General features: G+C 65.3%; 21 protein-coding genes. 10 read left to right on the top strand and 11 right to left on the bottom strand.

Translation table 11 applies throughout. From position 1 onward, the window contains the following. Positions 1-64: 64 nt before the first annotated feature. The 7 genes from SOM28_RS18835 to SOM28_RS18805 all read right to left on the bottom strand — a co-directional run bounded on the left by SOM28_RS18835 (position 65) and on the right by SOM28_RS18805 (position 10,545). Positions 65-1,789: a T6SS immunity protein Tli4 family protein gene (locus SOM28_RS18835; RefSeq protein WP_320469043.1), complete on the bottom strand. Its 1,725-nt coding sequence runs from the start codon at positions 1,787-1,789 to the stop codon at positions 65-67. After that, positions 1,786-3,489, bottom strand: coding sequence for an esterase/lipase family protein (locus tag SOM28_RS18830; RefSeq protein WP_320469042.1), 1,704 nt, complete (start codon positions 3,487-3,489; stop codon positions 1,786-1,788). Before SOM28_RS18830 ends, SOM28_RS18835 begins: the two co-directional genes overlap by 4 nt. Beyond that, positions 3,486-6,308, bottom strand: a complete 2,823-nt coding sequence (locus SOM28_RS18825; protein WP_320469041.1) for a type VI secretion system Vgr family protein — start codon at positions 6,306-6,308, stop codon at positions 3,486-3,488. The genes SOM28_RS18830 and SOM28_RS18825 overlap by 4 nt, the downstream gene beginning before the upstream one ends. Before the next feature lie 141 nt (positions 6,309-6,449). Beyond that, positions 6,450-7,250 carry a TatD family hydrolase gene (locus tag SOM28_RS18820; protein ID WP_320469040.1) on the bottom strand — a complete coding sequence of 267 codons (801 nt, stop codon included), beginning with the start codon at positions 7,248-7,250 and terminating at the stop codon, positions 6,450-6,452. 3 nt (positions 7,251-7,253) lie between these two features. Beyond that, positions 7,254-7,955, bottom strand: coding sequence for a lipoprotein-releasing ABC transporter ATP-binding protein LolD (gene lolD / locus SOM28_RS18815; RefSeq protein ID WP_320469039.1), 702 nt, complete (start codon positions 7,953-7,955; stop codon positions 7,254-7,256). After that, complete coding sequence (locus tag SOM28_RS18810; RefSeq protein WP_320469038.1) at positions 7,948-9,213, bottom strand: lipoprotein-releasing ABC transporter permease subunit; 1,266 nt, start codon at positions 9,211-9,213, stop codon at positions 7,948-7,950. The genes lolD and SOM28_RS18810 overlap by 8 nt, the downstream gene beginning before the upstream one ends. A gap of 48 nt (positions 9,214-9,261) precedes the next feature. Then, complete coding sequence (locus SOM28_RS18805) at positions 9,262-10,545, bottom strand: lipoprotein-releasing ABC transporter permease subunit (protein ID WP_320469037.1); 1,284 nt, start codon at positions 10,543-10,545, stop codon at positions 9,262-9,264. 159 nt (positions 10,546-10,704) lie between these two features. On the opposite strand from SOM28_RS18805, the gene SOM28_RS18800 reads away from it, so the two are divergent. Both SOM28_RS18800 and recJ read left to right on the top strand, forming a co-directional pair. After that, on the top strand, positions 10,705-11,733 hold the full coding sequence (locus SOM28_RS18800; RefSeq protein WP_320469036.1) for a hypothetical protein: 1,029 nt from the start codon (positions 10,705-10,707) through the stop codon (positions 11,731-11,733). Further along, entirely contained in the window at positions 11,730-13,433 is a 1,704-nt protein-coding gene (gene recJ / locus SOM28_RS18795; RefSeq protein WP_123071155.1) for a single-stranded-DNA-specific exonuclease RecJ, read from the top strand. The genes SOM28_RS18800 and recJ overlap by 4 nt, the downstream gene beginning before the upstream one ends. Here the strand turns inward: recJ and SOM28_RS18790 are convergent. Continuing rightward, on the bottom strand, positions 13,430-14,197 hold the full coding sequence (locus tag SOM28_RS18790; protein ID WP_123071154.1) for a YdcF family protein: 768 nt from the start codon (positions 14,195-14,197) through the stop codon (positions 13,430-13,432). The genes recJ and SOM28_RS18790 overlap by 4 nt on opposite strands. A gap of 142 nt (positions 14,198-14,339) precedes the next feature. Here SOM28_RS18790 and SOM28_RS18785 point away from each other — a divergent pair, with 142 nt between their 5' ends. Continuing rightward, on the top strand, positions 14,340-15,449 hold the full coding sequence (locus SOM28_RS18785; protein ID WP_320469035.1) for a metallophosphoesterase: 1,110 nt from the start codon (positions 14,340-14,342) through the stop codon (positions 15,447-15,449). A 3-nt stretch (positions 15,450-15,452) separates the two neighbouring features. Here the strand turns inward: SOM28_RS18785 and SOM28_RS18780 are convergent, their stop codons facing one another. Beyond that, on the bottom strand, positions 15,453-16,328 hold the full coding sequence (locus SOM28_RS18780) for an MBL fold metallo-hydrolase (RefSeq protein WP_320469034.1): 876 nt from the start codon (positions 16,326-16,328) through the stop codon (positions 15,453-15,455). A gap of 551 nt (positions 16,329-16,879) precedes the next feature. Here SOM28_RS18780 and SOM28_RS18775 point away from each other — a divergent pair. Genes SOM28_RS18775 through SOM28_RS18765 form a run of 3 tightly spaced genes read left to right on the top strand, consistent with a single transcriptional unit; the run spans position 16,880 to position 19,588 of the window. Continuing rightward, entirely contained in the window at positions 16,880-18,043 is a 1,164-nt protein-coding gene (locus tag SOM28_RS18775) for a sialidase family protein (protein WP_123071151.1), read from the top strand. Next, positions 18,043-18,762: a hypothetical protein gene (locus SOM28_RS18770; protein ID WP_123071150.1), complete on the top strand. Its 720-nt coding sequence runs from the start codon at positions 18,043-18,045 to the stop codon at positions 18,760-18,762. The genes SOM28_RS18775 and SOM28_RS18770 overlap by 1 nt, the downstream gene beginning before the upstream one ends. Positions 18,763-18,766: 4 nt before the next feature. Further along, positions 18,767-19,588, top strand: a complete 822-nt coding sequence (locus SOM28_RS18765) for a hypothetical protein (RefSeq protein WP_123071149.1) — start codon at positions 18,767-18,769, stop codon at positions 19,586-19,588. Between the two features lie 89 nt (positions 19,589-19,677). Here SOM28_RS18765 and SOM28_RS18760 read toward each other — a convergent pair whose 3' ends face one another. Further along, complete coding sequence (locus SOM28_RS18760) at positions 19,678-20,571, bottom strand: LysR family transcriptional regulator (protein WP_183407512.1); 894 nt, start codon at positions 20,569-20,571, stop codon at positions 19,678-19,680. 93 nt (positions 20,572-20,664) lie between these two features. Here SOM28_RS18760 and SOM28_RS18755 point away from each other — a divergent pair, with 93 nt between their 5' ends. Next, positions 20,665-21,096, top strand: a complete 432-nt coding sequence (locus tag SOM28_RS18755) for a PACE efflux transporter (protein WP_123071147.1) — start codon at positions 20,665-20,667, stop codon at positions 21,094-21,096. A 7-nt stretch (positions 21,097-21,103) separates the two neighbouring features. Here the strand turns inward: SOM28_RS18755 and SOM28_RS18750 are convergent, their stop codons facing one another. Next, complete coding sequence (locus tag SOM28_RS18750; protein WP_229415040.1) at positions 21,104-21,517, bottom strand: YybH family protein; 414 nt, start codon at positions 21,515-21,517, stop codon at positions 21,104-21,106. Between the two features lie 165 nt (positions 21,518-21,682). Between SOM28_RS18750 and SOM28_RS18745 the strand changes: the two genes are divergently transcribed. From SOM28_RS18745 to SOM28_RS18735, 3 genes are read left to right on the top strand one after another with little or no spacing between them, the layout of a single operon-like run. Further along, entirely contained in the window at positions 21,683-22,120 is a 438-nt protein-coding gene (locus SOM28_RS18745) for an antitoxin Xre-like helix-turn-helix domain-containing protein (protein ID WP_123071145.1), read from the top strand. 3 nt (positions 22,121-22,123) lie between these two features. Then, positions 22,124-22,810, top strand: a complete 687-nt coding sequence (locus SOM28_RS18740; protein WP_123071144.1) for an RES domain-containing protein — start codon at positions 22,124-22,126, stop codon at positions 22,808-22,810. Between the two features lie 17 nt (positions 22,811-22,827). Then, positions 22,828-23,148 (top strand): DUF2288 domain-containing protein, encoded by a 321-nt coding sequence (locus tag SOM28_RS18735; RefSeq protein WP_123071143.1) that lies wholly within the window; start codon positions 22,828-22,830, stop codon positions 23,146-23,148. Positions 23,149-23,166: the final 18 nt, after the last annotated feature.

Genomic DNA, 23,166 nt, shown 5'->3' with positions numbered 1-23,166 from the left:
TCACCTCCAGTCATCTTCTCGTAGACAATTACTGGCTTTAATGTTCAATGTTGAGCGCCACCACTTACGCCGTTGACGTATCTCCCTGATTTTTCGGTTTAGACTCATCCGGTATGACGCGAGAGATTGGATCGGCTTCTACATGGCGCACCAGCTGCCAGGCGCTGCGCCGATGAATCAGTTCGGGATGTCCACCGCTCCGCCCGCCGAGAAGGGCTCGAAAAGTCGCCGCAGGCAGCAAGCTTCCGGCGGCAAACCAGCGGGTACCATCAAGCGCATGGCTATCTTCACATCGCCACCATCCGCTGGCCGGGCAAGCGGCGCCTGTTTTTACGATGCTGCCAATCGGCACTTCGAAACTTCCCATAGGGCGTGTTGCCGCCGGGAGGCCGACAAACTCTGGAGACGCCATGGCTTGCTCAAGCCCGCTCTGATGCGAGACCCGAGTACTACTTCGCTTGTCTACCAACGCCCACAGCGTCGAATTCTTGCTCTCATAACTCGGCTGCACGCCCCGTAACCGCTGCCACATCGTCTGCTGGGGTAGAAGCAGTGCCTGCGGCATATATTGTCCCTGTTTGACGAACTGACGTTGGCCGCCGAAGACAGTGACTCCAGTGCCGCCGTCTGCACATTGCCACCAACCGGTCTGTGGACAGACTTCTCCCGCGAGGGCACTTGCGCCTAGTGCGACGCGTGTCTCCTCGGGCGACGCACCCATCTCCTCCTGATAAGGTCGTAACCGGATGCTGTTGACGATGCTCTCCCATAGTTCGAACATGGCCTCTTCGGACAGCGTCGACTGCAGAGGCTTCCCTCCGGCAACCGGATTCACCCCAGACTCAAGCTCCAGCTTCAACGTCGGTGCATAGACATCATCCAGCCTTCCTGTGGCTTCCCACTGGAACGAGTAGCCCGTGGTAAAACTTGGCTCACGTATGCGCATCACCAGCTCTTCTCCATCGAGGCCATTAATGGCGCGCTTATGCTCGCGCAAATTACTGAACGCCAGCCGCATAAAAAGGGGTTCGCGCGCCGCAGCTTTGGCATTTCGCTCAAGCAAACCTGGCGCGGGACGCGTTCCCGCCATGGAAGAAAGAACGATATTCACATCCGGATGGCCCGGCAGCCCAGCGAACATGACCGCGCTTTCGCGGTTATCGTGATCATAGGGATCCAGGACAATGGCGTGTCCAATGCAGAAACCGCTCTCACGAGGAATCTCTCCCTCGCCGAGCGGTCGAATGAAATTCAGAATGCTCGTTATTCTGGGAATGTTGCGAGGTGCCACCCATTCAATTTCACCAGTAACGCTTAGGTTTGGAAACCGCAGCATGCTGAGGAGAGCGACATTTTCGCTAAAGACAAATTCGTGGTTTTCCAGTACCTTTGTGCGCCGTCGATTGTAAATAAAGGTCTTTCCTTGACCAGTGTTCACGGCAATTTCCTTGCTGGATTCCAGACTTGGGCGGCCCTCCCTATTGATTGCTTCCGTCATTTCGAGTTCAGTCTGACGTAAGCGCTCGGCGAACTCGTCATCCGACTCGACGGTGGTACTGTCGATATCCAAGCCGCCGACCGAGCCGTACCTGATTTTCACCGGCGCATCAGCAGGCAGATCGATCAAATAACGGCCAACGCAAACTGTTCTCATTTTTTCCGTCATTCTTGCCACCTTTTGCTTGTCATGCACCGTTTGCACCGAATTCGCAAGAAACGACGTTAGGGCCAACGCTACCGCCGTGAGCCAACATACCCAACGGACACGCCGGCCGCGAATCCGCTTCATTGGACGTCCTGTACGATCTTGACGATAAGATGCCGTATCAGGAGGCGCATTGTCTCGGGCTGAAGGCTATCTTGATGGCGCAGTCCTGCCGGCGCGAACATCTTCCGTATATGTGCTGTGGGGCCGGCGCCGGATTGCACCGGTACCGTTTCATCTCCGTGTGCATCTTCAGGCCATACCGAAAAACGCAGCTGCAAGTCCTGACCGATGCGTACCTCACGGGCACCTTGATCGGTGATTGACTTGAGGTTTCCCTTTCGAATACTTGACGGCGTAAGCGCTGCAGGACTCACCGAGGGCTCCCGTGCGACCCAACGAATCTGGCCGTATGCCTTTAGAGACTTGTCTGCACCGTGGAAGGCATAGGTATTCGGGTGATAGTAAGGCGTCTGCCCATTTTTACCATCTGATAAAGTAAGCAGTTCGGTATGAAAGTATTCAGCGTCTCGAATGGCGTCCGATATGCCATCAACGACGCTACGCTCGGAATCCTCGAAACGCCTGGCCGGATCCGCGAGATCAGGGTCGATCATGCGATACCAGGACTTCATGTCGCGATAGAGATCGTATGGACTGCCATCCGGGAGTGAAAGAAAATCACGGACGTCGTCGCGTCGATTGACTGATCGAATCGTCCTAATGTGGAGCCAAGGCTTCGGATAAAGGTGGTTTGGCAACAACTGAAGCACCCCTGGAGAAAGTGCCATAACAGGCGTCGTATCTGCCGCACTTTCGCCGGCAATGTCCGTCACGGCTCCTGCCTTGAGATTGTCCCCGAGCCCGTTTGTATAACGCCCTCCTTCCGTGCCGCATGCAATGCGCCGGTAAGTGACAGGAGCGCCGAGCGCTGGCATGGCGGCATGGACAATTCCCGCGATATCCGGCGCGCTACCGTCACCAGGCGAACTCAGTCGCGCACAGGCACGCGCGACCAGTCCTCCCATGGAGTGCGTTATCAGGATCACCTTTCCACATTCATGTTTTCGCTCGGTCCAGAATTTCTTAATCTGATCGATACGTGTTCGCAATCGGCGCGCCGATTTCTCGCATGATTCGAGCCAGTTATAGCCGAACGCATAAACTGGATACTGGTACCCTGCGTATTTTTCAAGTTCGGCTTCAGTCACTTTCTCGATACTACGTACACCCCAGGATGCCGCTTGGGACTGCATCACCCTTAGCCAGAAATGACGGATCTCCCGATCGCCACGTGGAGATACCTGGAAAGTCTTGTCAAGATGTCTCTGCAGGTCTATCAGGAGGGCACCATAGGAACCGGCGTGCACCTCTCCCCACCCTCGCTCACGTAGCATCCGAGGATCGACATTGCTGGGGGCAAAGGCCAGCTGGCCATCTGGATCGACTTCAAGGATGCTTGCGTCCAGAATGCGCTGCCGCTCGGACGGTGAGCGCTCAGCCCATTTTCGCGCCTCCCAAAAACCTTCAACAACGCCGTTCGGTGGTCTCCATGCCGGCTCACCGGGTGCGAGAACGTCGTCCTTCCGGGCTTTCATGTTGGCACGGGCTCGAAGATTGGATCCCATGATGCCGGGAACGAGTATCACCGGAATCACCTTGCGCGACCCAATAGTGACCCTGGCCCTCACCTTGAAGGCCGTCGGCGTCGCGACCGTATACGCCACCAGGCTTCCATCGGTGTCGACAGTTGGCTGGGGAATTGGACGGGTCGGCTCCTTCATGCCCGGCCCGCACCGGGATCGTCTGGTTCGTCGTCGGGCAACAGGCGGATTTCGATGTCGCCCATGGCGTAGCTACTCAGGATGCTGGTGCGTCCATCGTCGTCGGTGACGCCCTGGATGCGGGTGCCGTCTTCGTGGCGGGCGACGTAGCGCTTGCCACGTGCAGGCAGGTTCGTCTGGCGATCGAGCACCACCACCCGCTCGTCCGTTTCCAGTTCGGTCGCCGGCAGGCGCAGGCCGGCGGGCGTGCCGCCGCCGGGAGACAGGTGCTCCACCGACGCCGCCCTGACCACGTGCTTGCCGCTGCTCTGGTGCGTGATGGTGCCGCCGTCCCAATCGGTCTGGGTGCCCTGCGACACCACCTTCACCGACGGCGCTTCGAGCTCGATGCCGGTGGCGGCGATCAGGCGGATGCGGCTGGACGACTTGATCTCGATGTCGCCGCGGTGGGTTTCCACCACGATGTCGCCACGGGCGGCAATCAGCTTCATGCCCAATTCATAGGCGAACATGCTGAGCGCGCGCGAGGCCCGCAGGAACAGGCTGCGGCCGGTCGCCAGTTCGGCGTCGCCGGTCGAGACGATGTCGATCTTGGTCTGGGCGCCGAGGGCGATACTGTCGTCGCTCGCGACCACCACGCCGGCCGGGGCGTTCACGGCCACCAGCGGCTCGCCCCCCGTCCCTGAACCAGGCGCGACGTTCGAGCCGTCGTGCCAATGGCGCAGGCGTTCGGCGAGCGCGTCCAGGCGCGGCTTGGCTTCTTCGCTCTCGCCATGGTCGCCCGCCAGCCGCCCGAGCGTATCCAGCACGCCGTGCATCGTTTCCACGATGCCGACCAGGCTGGCGCGCTCGAGCTGGGCGCCGGCATCAATCTGCTTGCCGCCCGCGCTGAGCAGGATGCCTTCGCCGCCACGCAGCGCTACCGCCTTGTCGCTGCGCAGTTCAGCGCCTTCGCCGCGCGGGCCAGCCTGTCCGTTCGCGCGCGGCTCGGACAGCCAGCCGAGGTTCAGCTCCGACGCCGCATGTTCGCTGGCCAGCTGCACCGCGATCTGGCCAGGCGTGTCGTCGAACAGCAGCTGGCCGCCGCGCGCGCCCCCGATCTCGCGGCTGCGCATCCCCGACAGATACCGATTACCCGGCAACTCCCCTGCCCGGCTCAGCGCCGGCGGCTGCGCGCGCTGGTTATACAGCTGCGACAGGATCACCGGCCGGTCCGGGTCGCCGCCCATGAAGGCCACCAGTACCTCGGTGCCGACGCGCGGCAGGCCGATCGCGCCGGCCTGCTGCTGGCTGCCCGGTCCAGCCCCGGCCCAGTTGGACGCCACCCGTACCCAGGCCGAATCGGCCGGCGTGTCGGAGGCGCCGGCGCCGTGCGCATGGCGGTGGTCGCCCGTGCGCATGCCGGGAAAGCGGATCTTGACCCGGCCCAGCGCATCGCAATGCACCTCCTCGCCGGGCGGGCCGGTGACGATCGCGCTTTGCAGCTGCGGATGCGGCAGGTCGACCCGCGGATCGAAGCTGGGTACCAGCGGAATGCCGCGCCGGACCGCATCGAAGCTCACCCGCACCCGCACCGCGTCGAGCGATGGCGGGTTGTCGGGAAAGGCCGCGTCGTCCATCCAGGCGCCCATCAGGCGTCGCACGCGCGCCGAGACGTCGGCCGGCAGGTTGTTCTCGGCCTCGACGTTCAGCGCGGTGATGGTAAAGTCGCGCTCGGGCGCCGGATGGGTGTCGATCTCGGGGTGGCCGCTGAGGGTGAACCATTCGCCGGCGCGCAGGTCGCGAACCCCGCCTTCGCCATGGAAACACTTGGTCTCGAATTCGTGCCGGTTCATGCGCACCTGCCCAAGGCGCCAGTGGTCCTCGACGTCGTTGCCGGCATGCGGCATCTCGACCTGGTAGTCGTCGAGGCTGGCGGCGAGCTGGTTGCCGCTGCGGCCCTGATCGGCCATGCTGCGCGCGGTGGCGGTCATGAACTGGGTGCCGAGCGGGTTGCGGTAGTCCCAGCTGTGGCGCGTGGTGCTGCCCGCCTGCAGGCGGCGCGCGGCGCTCCAGGAGACGATGGTGTCGCGTTCTTCGCTGGCGCCGCCGCGGTGGTAGCGCACGGTGCCGGCGCCGTTGCGCGGCAGCGAGTTGGAATCGGCGAACAGCACCAGCGTGTGCACCGGCGAGGTGTCGCGCTCGACCTCGAGCGTGCGAGTGCGCGCATGCCCGGGGCGGAAGGTCCAGGCCACGCCACGCCGGCGCAACAAGCGTCGCACGAAGGCGGCGTCGGACTCGTTGTATTGCATCGTCTGTTCGCGCGGCGGGAACTGGCGCATGTCGAACAGCGGATCGAGTTCGTACTCGAAGGCGCTGGCCAGCACGCCATTTGATTGACGCCATTCGTCGAACAGCACCTGCACGATCTCGAGTTCGTTCTGGTAGCGGAACACGCGGCTGTTGACGCGCTTTTCCATGATCGCCAGCGCGTCGCGGATCACCAACTGGTAAACACCCAGGCCGCCGTCATAGTCGCCAGCGCGGGCCTCGGCGACGATGCCGCAGGCGCTGCGCAACTGGCCGCGGTCGGTGACGAACTGGATTTCGGCCGGCAGCGCGATCAGCTCCTTGAGCGGCAGGCGCGGAGTCGAGGCGACGCAGGTGACGATGTACTCGAGGCTGCCGCAGACCGACTCGCTGCCGCTGACCCGCTGCGGCAGCAGGACTTCATCGGCGAGGTGGTCGGCGTGGCCCAGGCGCAACCGGATGGCCCGATGGGCCGTCGTCAGCGATTTCTCGTGCTGCAGCATGCGCAGGAATTCGCTCGCGCTGTCCAAGTGTGTCTCCTGTCCGGTGATCGCTGAAGTCAGCGCAACTCGTCGAAACAGAATCTTGGCACGGCGGTATCAATTACGGTTTGCTCGCGCTCACAATTGACGAGTGAACTACGGCGAAAAACGATACTCGTGGCTTTCGTGTCAAGGACACAGCGCCGCCAGGCGGGGAATCGCTGCCAGCGAGGCGCGGTAAGCGGCTTCGCGCACCTCGTCCACGCCGATCCCGCGTAGTTCGGCCAGGGTGGCGCCGATACCGGGGAGTTGATCGGGACTGTTGCATCCCGGATGAATCCAGCTCGGAGCGATGTCGGGCGAGTCGGTCTCCAGCACGATGGACGACAACGGCAGCTCGGCCGCCAGGCGCCGGATCTGCAGCGCACGCGTGAAGGTCATATTTCCGCCAAATCCAAGATGGAATCCAAGCTCAATGAAATTCTGCGCCTGCTGGAAACTACCGTTGAATGCATGGGCGATCCCCCCTGGCGGGCGAATCTGGCGCAGGTGCTTGAGCACCTGGTCCTGCGAGCGCCGCACGTGCGTCAAGACCGGCAGGCCGAAGTCGCGCGCGATGCGCAGCTGTTCGCGGAAGAACCTCTCCTGCTTGTCGCGCATGGCGGGGTCAAGCAGCTCCGGGAGGAAGAAATCCAGGCCGATCTCGCCGATGCCCACGAATCGCGGGTCGCTCATCGCCTGCTCCACCCGGGTGCGCATATAAACCAGGTCTTCGTCCTGCGCCTGCGGCACGCAGATCGGGTGTATGCCGAGCGCATAGCAGGCGTTCGGGCTGCCGTGCGCCAGCCCGGCGACGGCGTCGAAATTGCCCCGCTCGACCGCCACGATCACGATCATCGACACCCCCGCCTCGCGCGCCTTCAGCGCCACGCCGGCGCCGTCGCCGCCGTATTCGCGCGCATCGAGGTGGACGTGGGTATCGATCCACATCGCTCAGCCTTCCGCCGGCTGCAGGCCGTGCTCGGTCATGCGCAGCACGCGGTCGCAGCGGCGCGCCAGTTCCATGTCGTGGGTGACGATCACGAAGGCGGTGCCGAGGGTGCGCGACAGTTCCAGCATCAGGTCGAAGATGATCTGCGCCGTGGTGTGATCGAGGTTGCCGGTCGGTTCGTCGGCCAGCACGCATGCCGGCTGGGTGACCAGCGCGCGCGCCAGCGCCACCCGCTGGCGCTCGCCGCCCGACAGTTCGCCCGGACGATGCACTACGCGCTTGCCCAGGCCCACCCGTTCCAGGATCGCCTGCGCACGCTCCATCGCAACCGGCCGCGGTTCGCGCCGGATCAAGAGCGGCATCATGACGTTGTCGAGCGCCGTGAATTCCGGCAGCAGGTGGTGGAACTGGTAGACGAAGCCCAGCGCCGTGTTGCGTAGCTCGCCGCGGCGCGCCTCGGACAGGTTGGCGAAATCCTCGCCGTGCAGGGTCACCGAGCCGCTGCTCGGCGTATCCAGGCCGCCCAGCAGGTGCAGCAGGGTCGATTTGCCGGAGCCGGAGGCGCCGACGATGGCGACCCGCTCGCCGCGGTGGACGGCGAAATCGATGCCGTCGATCACGCGCACATTGGCGTCGCCCTGCTTGAAGGTTTTACCGAGGCCGCGGCAGGCGAGCACCGGGGCGCCGTTGAATGCATCACTCATAACGCAGCGCCTCCGCCGGTTTCACGCGCGAGGCGGCCCAGCTAGGATACACGGTGGCGGCAAACGCCAGCAGCACCGAGATGACGCCGATGATCGCGACGTCCGGCCCATGCAGGTCGGACGGCACGGTACTGATCAAATATATATCTTTGGACAAGAACTCCACTCCCAGCAAACGTTCGATGAACGGAACGATGACATCGATGTTCAGGCTCACCATCACCCCCATGCCGACGCCGGCCAGCGTCCCGAGCACGCCGATCACCCCGCCCTGCACCATGAAGATCTTCATGATCGATTGCGGCGACGATCCCAGCGTGCGCAGGATCGCGATATCGGCCTGCTTCTCGGTCACCGTCATCACCAGGCTCGAGACCAGGTTGAAGGCGGCCACCGCGATGATCAGGGTGAGGATAATGAACATCATCTTTTTTTCGGTCTGTACGGCAGCGTACCAGTTGGCATTGAGCTTGGGCCAGTCGCGTACCGTCAAGTCTCCAGTCATCTGGCCCTTGAGCTGTTCGGCCACTTCCGGCGCCTCGCGCATATTGGCGATGCGCAGGCGCAGGCCCGACGGCGCCGGCAACCGCTCCAGGCGCTGGGCATCTTCGACGTGGATGAAGGACAGCGCCGCATCGAAATCGAAATGGCCGGCCTCGAAGATGCCGGCGACGGTGAAGCTGCGCGTGCGCGGCACCATGCCGGCCGGCGTCACCTGGCCCTGGGCCAGCACCATCGTCACCTTGTCGCCCAGGCCGACGCCAAGCGCGCGCGCCAGCGCATAGCCCAGCACGATGTTGAACTGGCCCGGCTTCAATGCGTCGAAACTGCCGGCGCGCACCTGGCGCGCCACGGTCGATACATTGTCTTCCTCGCCCGGCAGCACGCCGCGCACGATCGACGGGCGCATCACGCCGTCGCGCACCAGCAGGCCCTGAGTTTCTACGAACGGCGCGGCGCCCAGCACGTTCGGATTGCGCAGCGCTTCTTTTGCGGACGCGCGCCAGTCGGGCATGCTGCCGGAATCGTCGAATACCTCGATATGCGCCAGCACCGACAGCATGCGGTCGGTGACCTGCTTTTGAAAGCCGTTCATCACCGACAGCACGATGATCAGGGCCGCGACGCCGAGGGCGATGCCGGCCACCGAGATCAACGAAATGAAGGAGATGAAGCTGCTGCGCCCGCTGCGCTTGCCGGCGCGCGTATAGCGCAGGCCGACCTGCCACTCATATGGCAGTTTGTGGATGATGCTCATGCGTTCCTGAATCGAAAATGTGAACCGGAGTGTGCCATCGCGCCGCGCTCATTCATACCGCAGCGCCTCGGCCGGCTTGACGCGCGAAGCCGCCCAGCTTGGGTAGATCGTGGCCAGGAAGGACAGCACTACGGCCACGCCGCCGATCCAGCCGACGTCGTTCCAACGCAGCTCGGACGGCATCTCGCTGATCAGGTAGACCTCTTGCGACAGGAAGTGCACGCCGAGCAGGCGTTCGATGGCCGGCACGATCACGTCGACGTTCAGCGCCACCAGCACGCCAAGTCCGACGCCGAGCAGGCCGCCCAGCATGCCCACCAGCGTGCCCTGCACGATGAAGATCTTCATGATGCCGCGCGGCGAAGCGCCCAGCGTGCGCAGGATGGCGATGTCGGCCTGCTTGTCCTTGACCGTCATGACCAGGGTCGAGACCAGGTTGAAGGCGGCCACCGCCACGATCATGGTCAGGATAATGAACATCATGTTCTTTTGCGACTGCACGGCGGCGAACCATACGGTGTTCACGCGGGTCCAGTCGCGCATGATCAGGTCGCCCGCCATCGACTGCTGCAGCTCGTAGGCCACGCGCGGCGCCTGCTGCAGGTCGGCCAGGCGCAGGCGCAGGCCGAGCGGCGCCGTGGCCCCGGTCGCGGTCTCGGCGTCGGCGATGTTCATCAGGGCCAGCGTGGAATCGAATTCGAAGTGACCGGCCTCGAAGATGCCCGACACGTTCAGCGCGCGCGAGCGCGGCAAGGGATTTTCGCCGGGCGAGGCGGCGCCGCCCAGGATGCCGCTGCTGGCCACCAGCAGCGACACGCGGTCGCCCACTCCGACCCCGAGCGACTTCGCGAGCGCGCGGCCCAGTACGACGTTATAGGAACCGGGACGCAGCGAATCGAAGCTGCCTTCCTTCATCTGCTGGACGATGTCGGACACCCTGGCTTCTTCGGTCGGCTCGACCCCACGCAGCAGGGCCGGCTTCATGACGCCATCGACCAGCAGCATCGATTGCGCATCGAGGAAAGGCGCGGCGGCGCGCACCTCGGGATGGCGCAGCGCCGCGGCGCTAGTTGCGCGCCAGTCCGGCATTGCGCCGCGCGCATCGAAGATCTCGACGTGGGCCAGCATCGACAGCATGCGGTTGGTGACTTCCTTCTGGAAGCCATTCATCACCGACAGAACCACGATCAGGGCGGCCACGCCGAGGGCGATGCCGGCCACCGAGGCCATCGAGATGAACGAAATAAAACTGTTACGGCCGCTGCGCTTGCCGGCGCGGGTATAGCGCAGGCCGATCTGCCATTCGTACGGAAGTTTATGGGTGATGCTCATACAATCCTGTCGGTTCTTGTTCTTTTGGCTTCGCCAACCCGGCAGTTTGCCAGACAAACCACTTTTGTGGCGCGGATTATCAAAAACCCATGTGCAAACGCCGTCCGGCAAACCAAGATCGAACCCGCCGGTCGGCCGATTTTGGCCTAAAATAGCGGGATGGCTCATATTACGCTTGTCCTGCCGTTCGCCCTCCCGCTCCCCGAATTCGCCCCCGACATGGTCCGCGCCCTGCAGGCTCCGGCCCTGGCCGCGCTGCTGTCGCGCACGTCGAGCGCCAGGCGCGCGCCCAAAGCCGACACCGTCCACGCCCTGCCGCATGAAACCTGGCTGGCGCGGGAGCTCGGCCTGGCCGACGATGGCCGCACCCCGTTCGCCGTCGCCGCCATGCGCGGGCTCAATCTCGATCCGGGCGCCGGCCGCTGGCATATCGTCACGCCGGCCCACATCCAGATCGCGCGCAGCCACCTGATGATGGCCGATACGCGCCAGGTCAGCCTGGACGACGCGGACGGCCGCGCGCTGTTCGACGCCGCGAGCACGCTGTGCGAAGAGATCGGCCACGAACTGCGCTATGGCGACGCCCACACCTGGTTCCTGCGCGCCGACGACTGGACCGGTTTCGACACCGCCAGCCCGGACACCGTCGCCAATATGGACCTGACCGACTTCATGCCCAAGGGCGCTCAGGCGCAAGCCTACCGGCGCCTGCAGAACGAAGTGCAGATGGCCTGGCACGCGCACCCCGTGAACGCCGCGCGCGAGGCGAAGCGGCTGCCGGTGGTGAACGCGTTCTGGCTGTGGGGTGCGAGCGGGGGCGCCAGTGTGCAGGCACAGCAGCCTGTGAAGAACATGGCCAGCTACGCCGTCCCCGGCTGGCTGGCCGCCCTCGGCCAGCAGCGCCTGCCTTCGCTCGATCGCCTGGATGACGTCCTGGCGCAGGGTGGCCTGCTGGTCGCCGGCAACCTGGGCGAGGCCGCGCTGGCCGCCGACTGGCACGGCTGGCTGCAGGGCATGCAGCACCTTGAAGACGCACTGTTCGCGCCGCTCCTTGCTGCCCTCAAGGATGGCCGCGTGCGCGAGCTGCGCCTGGTCCTGAGCAGCCGCGAAGGCCTTGCCGGCTACACGACGACCGCGATGGCGCAGCGCAAATTCTGGCGCCGCCCGACACTGGATTCACTGACTTGACCCAAAAGACCCGCATTTCCACCCGCCCCTGCCCGTTCCGCATCTCGGAACTGCTGCGCCAGGATGGCGTCCACCCGGTGCTGGCGCGCATCTATGCCGCGCGCGGCCTGGAGCACGTGCGCGAACTCTCGAGCGAGCTGACGGCGCTGTCGCCGCCCTCGGGCCTGAAGCACATCGACACCGCCGCCGTGTTCCTGGCCGACGCCGTTCAGGCCGGCAAGCGCATGACGATCGTCGCCGACTACGACTGCGACGGCGCCACCGCTTGCGCGGTCGCCCTGCGCGGCCTGCGCGCGATGGGCGCCGAGGTCGACTACTTCGTGCCCAACCGCGTCGTGCATGGCTACGGCCTCACGCCCGGCATCGTCGAGATCACGGCGCGCGAAAAGAACCCCGACATCATCGTCACGGTCGACAACGGCATCGCCAGCATGGAGGGCGTGCTCGAGGCCAACCGGCTGGGCATCGAAGTCGTCGTCACCGACCACCACCTGCCGGGCGACACCCTGCCGCCGGCGCGCGTGATCGTCAACCCGAACCAGCCCGAATGCGGCTTCCCGAGTAAAAACCTGGCCGGCGTCGGCGTCGTGTTCTATGTGCTGCTGGCGCTGCGCGCCGAGATGCGCCGACGCGGCGTGTTCGACGCCCAGACCCAGCCCAAGCTGGACAGCCTGCTCGACCTGGTGGCGCTGGGCACCGTGGCCGACGTGGTCAAGCTCGACGCCAACAACCGCATCCTCGTCGCGCAAGGCCTCAAGCGCATGCGCGCGGGCCGCATGCATGCGGGCGTGGCCGCCCTGTTCCGCGTGGCCGGCCGCGAAGCGCGCTGCGCCTCGCCGTTCGACCTGGGCTTTGCCGTCGGTCCGCGCCTGAACGCCGCCGGCCGTCTGGAGGACATGGCGCTCGGCATCGAGTGCCTGACCACCGACGACGAGGGCCGCGCCTGGGCCATCGCCCAGCAGCTCAACGAGATCAACCTCAAGCGGCGCGAGATCGAGGCCGAGATGCAGGACACCGCCCTGCTGCACCTCGACAGCTTCGAGCCGACCAGCGCCAGCACCATCGCCGTGTTCGACGAAGGCTGGCACCAGGGCGTGATCGGCATCGTCGCCTCGCGCCTGAAGGAAAAATTCTATCGGCCGACGATCACCTTCGCCCCGGCCGGCGACGGCTGGATCAAGGGCTCGGGCCGCTCGATCCCTGGCTTTCATTTGCGCGACGCGCTCGACCTGGTGTCCAAGCGCGTGCCTGGTTTGATCGACAAGTTCGGCGGCCACGCGATGGCGGCCGGCCTGTCGATCCGCTACGACGCCTTCGACAGTTTTTGCCAGGCTTTCGAGGCGGTCGGCCAGGCCTGGCTGACCGAAGCCCAGCTCGAGCGCATCGTCGAGACCGACGGGCCGCTGGAAGATGAGTTTTACTCGACCCAGTTCATTGAACTGATGGATGGCCAGGTGTGGGGCCAGGGCTTCGCACCGCCGGTGTTCTGCGACGAGTTCCGTGTGGTCAGCCAGCGCGTCCTGAAGGAACGCCATCTCAAGCTGCTGCTGGAGAAGAACGGCCGCCGCTACGATGCGATCTGGTTCGGCCACCCCGACAGCCTGCCCGAGCGCGCGCGGGTGGCGTTCAGGCTCGATGCCAATGAATACAATGGCGTGACCAAGGTGCAGCTGCTGGTGGAGCATGCGGAAGCCGCCTAGGACGTAGCTCCTGATTTCAGGCGATACCAGGCAAGCCCGATCAGCTCGTACGAGGCATACCACGAACGGCGCATCCCCTCGGCACTCGGCACCCAGGCAGCCAGGCCGCGCGCCTGCTCGCCGAAGAACATGGTCGGCGCGTCCGTCACCTGCAGGCCGGTGCGCTGGAACACGGTACGCGCACGTTCCATGTGCATCGCATCGGTCACCAGCAGCACCCGCTCGACCTTCTCCGAGCCAAGCAGCGCCGCGCTGAAGGCGGCATTCTCGGCCGTATTGCGCGAACGTCTCTCGACCCAGCGCACCGGCACCCCGAAATCCTCGCGCAGCGCGCTGGCCATTGCATCGGCAAGGATCGTGGCACCTGGACGTGGCGCGCCGCCGCTGACCAGAATGGGCAGTCCGGTGCGCCGATGCAGGTGGGCCGCGTAGCGCAGGCGCGCCAGCGCGAGATGGTCGGGGATGTCGACGTCACCGTATTCCGGCGCCGCTCGCACGCGGCCAGCCGCCAGCACCACGATCGCCTGCGCGCCGGCGCTTCCGGTATCGCGCAGTGGCGTGGCCATCGCTTCCAGCGGCGCGACCAGGAAGCGCGCGCCGGCATTGCTCGACAAGAAGACCAGCAGCACCAGAGAGAAGCCAGCAACGATGCTGCCGGCACGCCGCCAGCGGCGGCGCAGCAGCAGGCCAATTGCGATCAACAAGAGCGGGCTGGCGGGAGGAAGGATCAGGTTGCGCGCGATTGCATTGAACAGTTCTGTCACTGAAAGATGTTGGATGACTGGGATGACGCAGTATAACCCCGCATGAATTTCAGGATAATTCCCGGCGACATGTAGAGTGCATACCCGCTATGATTGCCCGGTTCTGGACTACCCTCGCCGGCCTCGATCGGTGTAAGTACGCATGTTTTCACTCATCCTCAATGGCATCGGCACGCTGATGCATTTCTACGTGGCGCACCGTCTATATGCGCTGGCACCGATTCGCACGCGAGTCAAAGCACGCTGGTGGTGGCTGGGCGCGGTCGTGGTCTGGGCCGTCTACCTGCTCGGCGTGCGCCTGGGCGACGCCGCCCTCGACTGGCGCTGGTGGCCGGGCCAGTTCGCCATGACCTGGCTCGGCATCCTGTTCGTCATGACGCAATACCTGCTGCTGGCCGACCTGGTCACCGGTTTCGGGCTGTGGCTGCGCAATTGGGCGCCCAGGATCCTGGCAGCCGGCGCCATCGCCGGCGTGTCGGTTAGCGCCTTCGCCATCTTCCAGGCGGTGCGGGCGCCGGCGATCGTGGAATATGAACTGCCGCTGGCCGGCCTGCCCCAGGAGCTCGACGGCATGACCCTGGTCGCGATCAGCGACACCCACCTGGGCGCCCAGCGCCGCGCCGCCTGGCTCGGCAAGCGCGTCGACCAGATCAATGCACTGGAACCGGCGGCTGTCGTGATGCTGGGCGACCAGGTCGAGGACGAGCCGATCAACGACGACCAGCTGGCGCCGGTGCTGCGCCGCCTGCGCGCGCCATTGGGCGTGTGGGCGGTGACGGGCAACCACGAATACTACGGCGACGCCGGCGGCACGATCGCGGAATTTTCCGCCGGCGGCGTGAAATGGCTGCGCGACGAGCGGGTCGAGATCGCGCCCGGCCTGCACCTGGCGGGCCTGGACGACATCGGCCGCGCCATGCACGGCGGCGATATCTACGCCGGACTGGCACGGACGATCCCCAATCGCGCCGAGGGCGCCACCATCCTGCTGGCCCACATCCCGGCGCCCGGCCTGGTCGAGCGCGCGGCGCGCGAGGGCGTGAGCCTGATGCTGTCCGGGCATACCCACGGCGGCCAGATCTGGCCCTTCAACTACCTGGTCAAGCGCGAATTCCCGCACCTGGTCGGGGTACACCGCGAAGGCGATATGCAGCTGGTGATCAGCCGCGGCGCCGGCGGCTGGGGGCCGCGCATGCGGCTATGGCAGCCTGGCGAGATCCTCAAGCTGACCCTGCGCGCGCCACAAACGTGATCGCTATCGGGGAGCCGGCGCGCGATACGTCTCCCCGATCTTCATCACGAAGAATGCATCATCGGCCACGCCCTGCACCTTGCGGGCGGTGGCCAGGTCGATCGCGGCCTGGTCGAGGCGCTCCTGCCCCATCGGATACGTCCCCCAGTGCATGCCGACGCTGCGCCTGACGCGCAGTTCGCGGTGGATGCGCACCGCTTCGTCCGGGCTGACGTGGGAATTGCGGTACCAGACCGGCTGGTAGGCGCCAATGCCGATCGCGGCCAGGTCAAAGCCGTCGAAGCGCGCTGCGATGTCCTGGATGTCCTTCGAATACCCGAGGTCGCCCGAGAAGAAGAAGGAATGCCCCGGCCGCGTCACCGCGAAGCCACCCCACAGGGTCTCGTTGCGGTCCCACAGCGAGCGCGCCGACCAGTGGTGCACCGGCAGCAGGTGCAGTTCGAGACCCTGGTAGACGGTCTTGTCCCACCAATCGAGCTTGACGATGCGCGAGCGGTCGCCGCCGGTGACGTTCTTTTCCAGCCAGAGGTCGACGCCGAGCGGCGCCACCAGCAGTGGCGGGCCGCCGGCCTGGCGGTACAACTGGCGCAGCGAGTCGCGCGACAGGTGGTCGTAGTGCGAGTGGCTGATCAGGACGACGTCGATGCGCGGCAGGTCGGCGATCGCCACGCCAGGCGGCTGGTGCCGTTTCGGGCCGGCGAAGGACAGCGGCGAAGCGCGTTCGTCGAACACCGGATCGAACAGCAGGTTCACGCCGGTCCCGGTCTGGAACAGGAAGGTCGCATGGCCGATCCAGGTCAGCGCCGGGGTATCACGGTTGGCATGGATGAAGGCCAGATCGGGCGCCAAGGTCGGAATCGGCGCGCTCGGAGCGCGCACGGCTTCGTCTTCTGTCCAGTTCCTGATGCGCGCCGCCCAGCCCTCGAAGAAGCCGAGTTTCGGCCGCTGGTAGGCGGGATTATTTGGGTAGTTATTAGCAAAGCCTTCGGGCCGGTGGTGCGGCTTGCTAGAGTCAAAATAGGGATTTTGGTTCGCACATCCGGACCCAAGCAAGACAAGGATCAGGATGAGTAGTACGGGTAAAGTACGCATGCTGCAAAGCCTTGGCTGTCGAAAACGCAAGTGTACGCGGAGATGCGGGCGAAGTTGCGGGCTTGTTATCGAGAAATTGCCGATAACTTGGCAAGCTTGCCATGATCTGCCCCCTGATGGCGGCCTAGAGGGCGTAATGACGCCCCATTCGGCATCAATTTCGGCCCGATATCGCCTCTGCCTGATGTGTTTTGCGTGGCTTTCCGGTACGATAGCGCCTTTGCTGACAGGCCATTTGGCGCCAGCAATCCCGCAGCGACATCATCGCTTCCGGGACGTTCACTGTCAGAGCCCGCCGGTGCAGGTCGCAACTGCTGGGTTCCCTCTACTGGAAGCGAATGGAGAATCCCCAGATCCCTCAGCCGCGCCCCCGCAATCTCGTCTTGCTCGGCTGTGTGCTCCTCGTGCTGCTCATGCTCGGCGCCGAGGGCCTGCGCTGGATGCGCAGCGCCCACGCCGCCGCCCAGCCGAGCCTGGCCGGCGCCACGCGCGGCGGCCCGGTCACGCTCACCGAACTGTCGAGCACCCATATTCCGGCGCCGCACGGCATGCCGTCGGCCCACGCCAGCTCGATGACGCCGCTGCCGGGCAACCGCATGCTGGCCTTCTGGTGGGCCGGCAGCCGCGAGAGCGGCCCCGACGTCAAGGTGTACGCCTCGACCTGGGCCAATGGCGCCTGGAGCGCACCGTGGATGGTCGCCAGCCGTGAGTCGCTGGGTGCCGCGCTCGGCTTCGGCGTGCGCCGCATCGGCAATCCGGTCGCCTGGACCGACCGCGACGGCAAGATCCACCTGTACGTCGTCGCCACCGGCCTGGGCGGCTGGGCGGCGTCGCGCATCGCCCACATCGTCTCGACCGACCAGGGCGCCAGCTTCCGCGTCCGCCGCGTGCTGCCGACTTCGCCGCTGTTCAATACCAGCGCGCTGGTGCGCACGTCTCCGCTGGCGCTCAGCGACGGCGGCTGGTGGCTGCCCGTCTATTTTGAGATCGGCAACAAATACCCGATGCTGATGGCGTTCGATGCCCAGGGCAACCCGACCTCGCTGGCGCGCATCGGCCAGAGCACGTCGACCCTGCAACCGGCCATCGTGGCGGTGTCGAAGACCGAGGTGCGCGCGCTGCTGCGCGACGACAGCGAGGCGCGCCGCATGCAGCACGCGGCCAGCACCGACGGTGGCGCCAGCTGGCACGACCTGCCGGCGCTCGACCTGCCCAACCACAATACCTCGATGGCGGCCATCCGGCTGTCCAGCGGCCAGTTCCTGATGCTGCACAACCACGCCGCCGACGATGCCTCGGCGCGCAGCGTGCTGCGCCTGTCGATTTCCGACGATATGCGCAGCTGGCGCACGGTGGCCGATATCGCCAAGGGCAAGGCCGGCGACGAATTTTCGTATCCGACGCTACAGCAGGTCGGCGACGAACTGCACGTGACCTATACCTGGCAACGCCAGGCGATCGCCCACCACCGCTATCGCATCAACGCCGGAGGAACGATTTGATGAACCTGCCGGATCTCTCGCTGCAAATCCTCTACGGGCGCCTGGGCTGGGCCATCGTCCTCGCCACCCTGCTGTGCGCGCTGTGGCGCCGGTCGGCCCCGATGTCGCGCGTGGCGCTGGCCGCGGTGCTGGCGCTGTCGCTGGCGGCGATGGCCCTGCCGGGCGAACTGTCGCCGGCCTGGTGGCTGGGCCTGGCCTTCCAGTACCCGAGCGGGCTGTTGGTCGGCTGCTGCCTGCTGCGCCTGGCCGAGCGCTGGAACGGCATCCGCCGCAGCCAGGTCATGCCGCAGGCGCTGGCCGGCGTGCTGGTCGTCAGCGGCGCCCTGCTGTATCTGGATGCCGTCGGTTTCCTGGCGCGCGGCTTTTATTTTGCCGGCTTCGGCCAGGCCGCCGCGCCGCTGCTCGGCATCGCCGCCGCCATCGTCTGCGTGTTCCTCATCGTGCGCGGCCATGCGCGCGGGCCGGCGGCGAGCCTGCTGGGCGCCCTCGCCCTCTTCGCGCTGTTGCGCCTGCCCACCGGCAACCTGTGGGATGCCCTGATCGACCCGCTGCTGTGGGCCTGGGCCGTCGCCGCCCTGCTGGCCGCTGCGCTGCGCCGCACCGGACGCCGCGTTTCCGATCGCCGGCTGGAACCCGAACCCGATCCGGTTCCGGCGCCGGGGCCAGCCCCAGGACTGCAGCCGCTGGTGGCCGAACATTTTTCGTCTTTGAAGGAGTAATTTAGTGGTAGATAACAAATGGTATAAGCATCCGGTGATCATCTCGGCCACCATCATCAACACGTTCTGCCTGCTGCTGGCCCTGATCTGGGCAAACAATCCGCATGAACTGGCGCGCCTGCTGGTGGAGGACGGCATCGTCGAATGGATGCAGTTCCTGGCATTCTCGCTCACGTCCGGCCTGCTCGGCTACGTCGCGATCGACCGCTACAAGACCGAGGGCTTCAATCTCGGCGTACTGGTGCTGGCGGGCCTGACCGGCCTCGTGGCCCTGGCCGCGCTGGAAGAGATCAGCTGGTTCCAGCGTATCCTGAACATCCAGTCGCCGGAATGGTTCCTGCAGAATAACCGCCAGGCCGAGACCAATCTGCACAACCTGGGCTTTGGCGAGGAAAGCCTGCACAAGGCGGTACTGCTGAAGGTCATCGTCATCAGCGGCCTGATCCACAACCTGTTCCTGCCCCTGCTGGCGCGCAAGCGCCCGGCGATCCGCGACTTCGTCGAGCGCTTCGGCCTGTACCTGCCGCCGCTGGCCGCCTCGGTGCCGTACCTGATCCTGGTGATCCTGTCGCACCTGCTGGTCGACCATCCACGCAAGGGCGAGCTGGGCGAGACTTTCGGCGCGGTGCACTATATGGCCACCGTGTTCGGCGCCTACTTCGTCGGCGTCGCCTATAACAAGAAGCCACTGTTCGAAGGCATCAACGCGCGCCGCGTGTCGGTGCTGTTCACGCTGCTGATGTTCTACCTCCTGATGACCGGCTGGATGCTCAGCGCCGGCGCCGGCGCCGATGCGGCACTGGCCAGCGGTATCGGCAAGGACTAAGCCTCATCCCGGCACGCGCCCGCGTGCCGATGCAATTCCCGGGTCGGCCGGTGCGCCATCGCGCCGCCCCGGGCAGTCTCAGCGATCGATCAGCCGCCGCGCTGGCGATATTCGCTGAACACTTCTCCCATGAAATCCACCACCGCCCGGATGCGCGCGCTCTTGCGCAGGCCGCTGTGCATCGACAGCCAGATATCCTGGTCCAGTTCAGGGATATGGGGGATTGCGGCGACCAGGTTTTGCTGGTCGGTGGCCAGGAAGGTCGCCAGCACGCCGAGGCCGGCGCCGTGCGCCACGCCATCCAGGATCCCGAGCCCGTAACTGCAGCGCATCCACGGCGCCGGCGCACCGGGCAGAGCGCGCAGCCAGCGGTCGGACTGGAACTCAGCGCGCGGCTCGTCGAAACCGACGAATGGCAGGCTGGCCCAGTCGCGCCGCGCCAGCGCGTCCGCATGGCGCGCCGCCACCTCGCGGCTGCAGTACAGGCCGAAAGACAAGGCGCCGAGGCGGCGTGTGACCAGGTCGAGCTGTTCGGGCCGGAAAGGCCTGATCGCGATGTCCGCTTCGCGCTGCGCCAGGCTGTAAGGCCGGTGCGAGGTCACGATCTCGACCTCGACGTTGGGGTACTTGTCATGGAAGCGCGCGAAGCGGGTGGTCAGGAAGTACGACAGCCACTCATCGGTATTGATGCGCACGATGCCCGAGGCGGCATGCGCATCCTGCCGGTCGCGGGTGCGCTCGATTTCCAGCGCGATCTCGCCCATCTGGCCGGCCCAGGCGATGATGCCGGCGCCGAACGCGGTCGGCACGCAGCCGCCCTGGTAGCGCTCGACCACCTTTTGCCCAAGCGCTCCTTCGAGGTCGTCGAGGCGGCGCGACAGCGTCGCCGGGCTCAGCCCGGCCTTGCGCGCCGCGCTGCGCAAGGCGCCTTCCTGCACGATCAACAGCAGCAGGCGCAAGTCATCCCAGTTGGTGTGTTTCATATTTGAAGCATGATGCCTCGGTTTTTCCTCTGTGCATATATTTATCGTGTGTGCCATGATGCGGCCCCCACGTCAGCACAGAGGTTGTTTTATATGCGCACTTTCCGCGACCGCGTTCGGCACGCGCTCCTGTTCGAAGCCGTCGCCCTTGCCATTTTCATCCCGGGATCGGCCGCCGTGTTCGACCAGCCGGTCGACCACATGGGCGTGATCGGCGTCGCCTCCGCGACCATCGCCACCGTCTGGAACTTCGTGTTCAATATGGGATTCGACCGGGCCATGCTGCGCCTGCGCGGCAGCGTCGACAAGACGATGGCGATCCGGGTCGCGCACACTTTCCTGTTCGAGGCGGGGCTGGTCGCGATGCTGATCCCGCTGATCGCCTGGTACCTGGGGATCGGCCTGTGGGCGGCGTTACTGATGGACCTGGCCATCGTCACCTTCTATCTGGTGTATGGCTTTCTGTTCAACCTGGCGTACGACCGGGTGTTTCCCGTCACGGCCGCGGCGCCGCACGGCGCATGATGTCTTGTCATTGCGGCTGGCTCCTGCAGTCGCACCCGCGATCGAACACGACCGCCCAGCGCCCCGGCGCTTCTAGCCGCCATACTGAATTGAAAGTGCCGACTCGGCGCCCGGACGCATCGCGGATCGGACCGGTGCTGTAGGCCAGCGTGCCCGACTCGACCACTTCTACCTGCTCCGGCTCCCACGAGAACGGCGGCTGCTGGCCGTCGTAGTAGCGGCGCCAGGCAGACAATACGGCATCCTTGCCGCGCTGGGCGTCGCTACCTGCCATGAACACCGCCTCTTGCGACAGGTAGCGCCCAAAGCCCTCGAAATCGCGGGCCGCCATCGTGGCGGCGAAGGCGCGTTCGTGCGCCATCACCTGGTTGCGCAAGTCGTCGTGCGACACCCGCGCGCGGCCGGCGGCTATGGCGGCCACGAGACACACGACGATCAAGGATAGCGAGCTGAGGCGCATTCGTTAAGAGGCAAAAACTTTGCTGTTTGGCAATCGCGCGATTCTGTCACGCAGCGGCCGGCTTGACAACCGCTCCTTGCATGCGATACTGAATCGGAGTATAAATACTCCTGAATCGGAGGGATCATGAATCTTGCCTACGCCTATCCCAAGAGCCGCTTCGAGCCGGCGACCCTGGTGGACCTCAATTCGCGGGCCGAGCGCGAACGCTTGTCGCAATCGGCCCTGAAGGGTTTCTTCCGGCTGGCGGCCGCCTGGAACCTGCGCGACGAGGATGCACGCGAACTGCTCGGCGGCCTGTCGTCCTCGGCCTTCTACGACTGGAAGAAGAACCCCGACCGGCTGCTTGAAGTCGACCGCATCACCCGCATTTCCTACCTGCTCGGCATCTATAAAAGCCTGCACATCCTGTATGGCGACAAGCTGGCCGACGAATGGGTGCAGCTGACCAATACCAACCCCATCTTTGCCGGCCGCACGCCGCTCGCCTTCATGCTCGGCGGCGGCCTGCTCGCGATGCAGAGCGTGCGCCGCCTGCTCGACGCCCGCCGTGGCGGACTGTGATCGATGGGTAATCTGCGGCCACGGCTGACGCCCCTGCGCCAGAACGACACCTGTCGCCTGATCCCCTCGCGCTTCGCCGACATGGAAGACTCGGTGCTGGCGCCGCTGGCCGAGGGCGACGACGTGCTGCGCGACCTGTTCGACCTCGATAACGCCACCAACGACCGCCTGCGCGGCGAGTCCGGGCTGTTGCCGGGCATCGGCGTCGATGAGCTGGTGTTCGGCGTGCCCAACTTCCGCATCATCAATGCCGCTTTCACCTATGCACGGCCCGAGGGCAGCCGCTTCAACGACGGCGACCGTGGCGCCTGGTATTGCGGCTTCGACGCCGCGACCTCGCTGGCCGAGGTCATCTTCCACAAGACGGTGGAATACGCGGAGATCGACCGCTTCGACGACAGCGTCACCTACCAGTGCCTGCTGGCCGACTTCAGCGCCAGCTTCCATGACGTGCGCGGCGTCGTCGCCTACGAGGACTGTCTCGACCCGGCCAGCTACGTGGCCTCGCAGGCGCTGGCGAACGAACTGCTCGACGGCGGATCGATGGGCGTCATCTATCCCAGCGTGCGGCATCCGGGCGGCACCTGCCTGGCCTGCTTTCGGCCGGCGCTGGTCGGCAATGTGCGCAAGGCGCAGACCTATCGGTTAACATGGGCGGGTTCGCCGCATCCTGCGGTCGAGATTCTTTGAACAGATTCACGAAGCACATGAAAACCAAACCCGAGAACGACACCGAACTGCACGACAAGATCAACCGCGAGACCGGCCGTGTCAAATGGAGCGAGTTGGAACGCCACTTCGCCAGCGGCTCGGTGATCTGGGTCAGCGAAGCGCTGGACCTGATCGACGTCGCCCTGCGCGTGGCCCACGACGACCGCGAGAGCGTCGCGCGCTGGATGAACGAGGGCAGCGTGGCCAAGGTCAGCGATGCGCAGGCACAGGGCTGGCTGGAGGCGGATGAGGTCTTGTGGGCGTCGGTGGTGAGCCCGTTCGTGCTGGTGCAGGCGGAGAAAAAGCAGCTGCATTGAACGAAGCAGCTGCATCAA

The sequence above is a fragment of the Massilia sp. CFBP9026 genome, assembly GCF_034045165.1.
Taxonomy (GTDB): Bacteria; Pseudomonadota; Gammaproteobacteria; order Burkholderiales; family Burkholderiaceae_D; genus Telluria; species Telluria arenae.
Note: the sequence above shows the minus strand (reverse complement) of the source record. Positions and strands in the feature narration are given on the sequence as shown.

Coding starts and splice junctions, on each gene's coding strand:
- SOM28_RS18820 (WP_320469040.1), bottom strand. CDS start 7,250: ATGTGGATCGATACCCACGTCCACCTCGATGCGCGCGAATACGGCGGC.
- lolD (WP_320469039.1), bottom strand. CDS start 7,955: ATGAGTGATGCATTCAACGGCGCCCCGGTGCTCGCCTGCCGCGGCCTC.
- SOM28_RS18830 (WP_320469042.1), bottom strand. CDS start 3,489: ATGAAGGAGCCGACCCGTCCAATTCCCCAGCCAACTGTCGACACCGAT.
- SOM28_RS18785 (WP_320469035.1), top strand. CDS start 14,340: ATGTTTTCACTCATCCTCAATGGCATCGGCACGCTGATGCATTTCTAC.
- SOM28_RS18740 (WP_123071144.1), top strand. CDS start 22,124: ATGGGTAATCTGCGGCCACGGCTGACGCCCCTGCGCCAGAACGACACC.
- SOM28_RS18810 (WP_320469038.1), bottom strand. CDS start 9,213: ATGAGCATCATCCACAAACTGCCATATGAGTGGCAGGTCGGCCTGCGC.
- SOM28_RS18775 (WP_123071151.1), top strand. CDS start 16,880: ATGGAGAATCCCCAGATCCCTCAGCCGCGCCCCCGCAATCTCGTCTTG.
- SOM28_RS18760 (WP_183407512.1), bottom strand. CDS start 20,571: ATGAAACACACCAACTGGGATGACTTGCGCCTGCTGCTGTTGATCGTG.
- SOM28_RS18755 (WP_123071147.1), top strand. CDS start 20,665: ATGCGCACTTTCCGCGACCGCGTTCGGCACGCGCTCCTGTTCGAAGCC.
- SOM28_RS18735 (WP_123071143.1), top strand. CDS start 22,828: ATGAAAACCAAACCCGAGAACGACACCGAACTGCACGACAAGATCAAC.
- SOM28_RS18770 (WP_123071150.1), top strand. CDS start 18,043: ATGAACCTGCCGGATCTCTCGCTGCAAATCCTCTACGGGCGCCTGGGC.
- SOM28_RS18800 (WP_320469036.1), top strand. CDS start 10,705: ATGGCTCATATTACGCTTGTCCTGCCGTTCGCCCTCCCGCTCCCCGAA.
- SOM28_RS18835 (WP_320469043.1), bottom strand. CDS start 1,789: ATGAAGCGGATTCGCGGCCGGCGTGTCCGTTGGGTATGTTGGCTCACG.
- SOM28_RS18745 (WP_123071145.1), top strand. CDS start 21,683: ATGAATCTTGCCTACGCCTATCCCAAGAGCCGCTTCGAGCCGGCGACC.
- SOM28_RS18805 (WP_320469037.1), bottom strand. CDS start 10,545: ATGAGCATCACCCATAAACTTCCGTACGAATGGCAGATCGGCCTGCGC.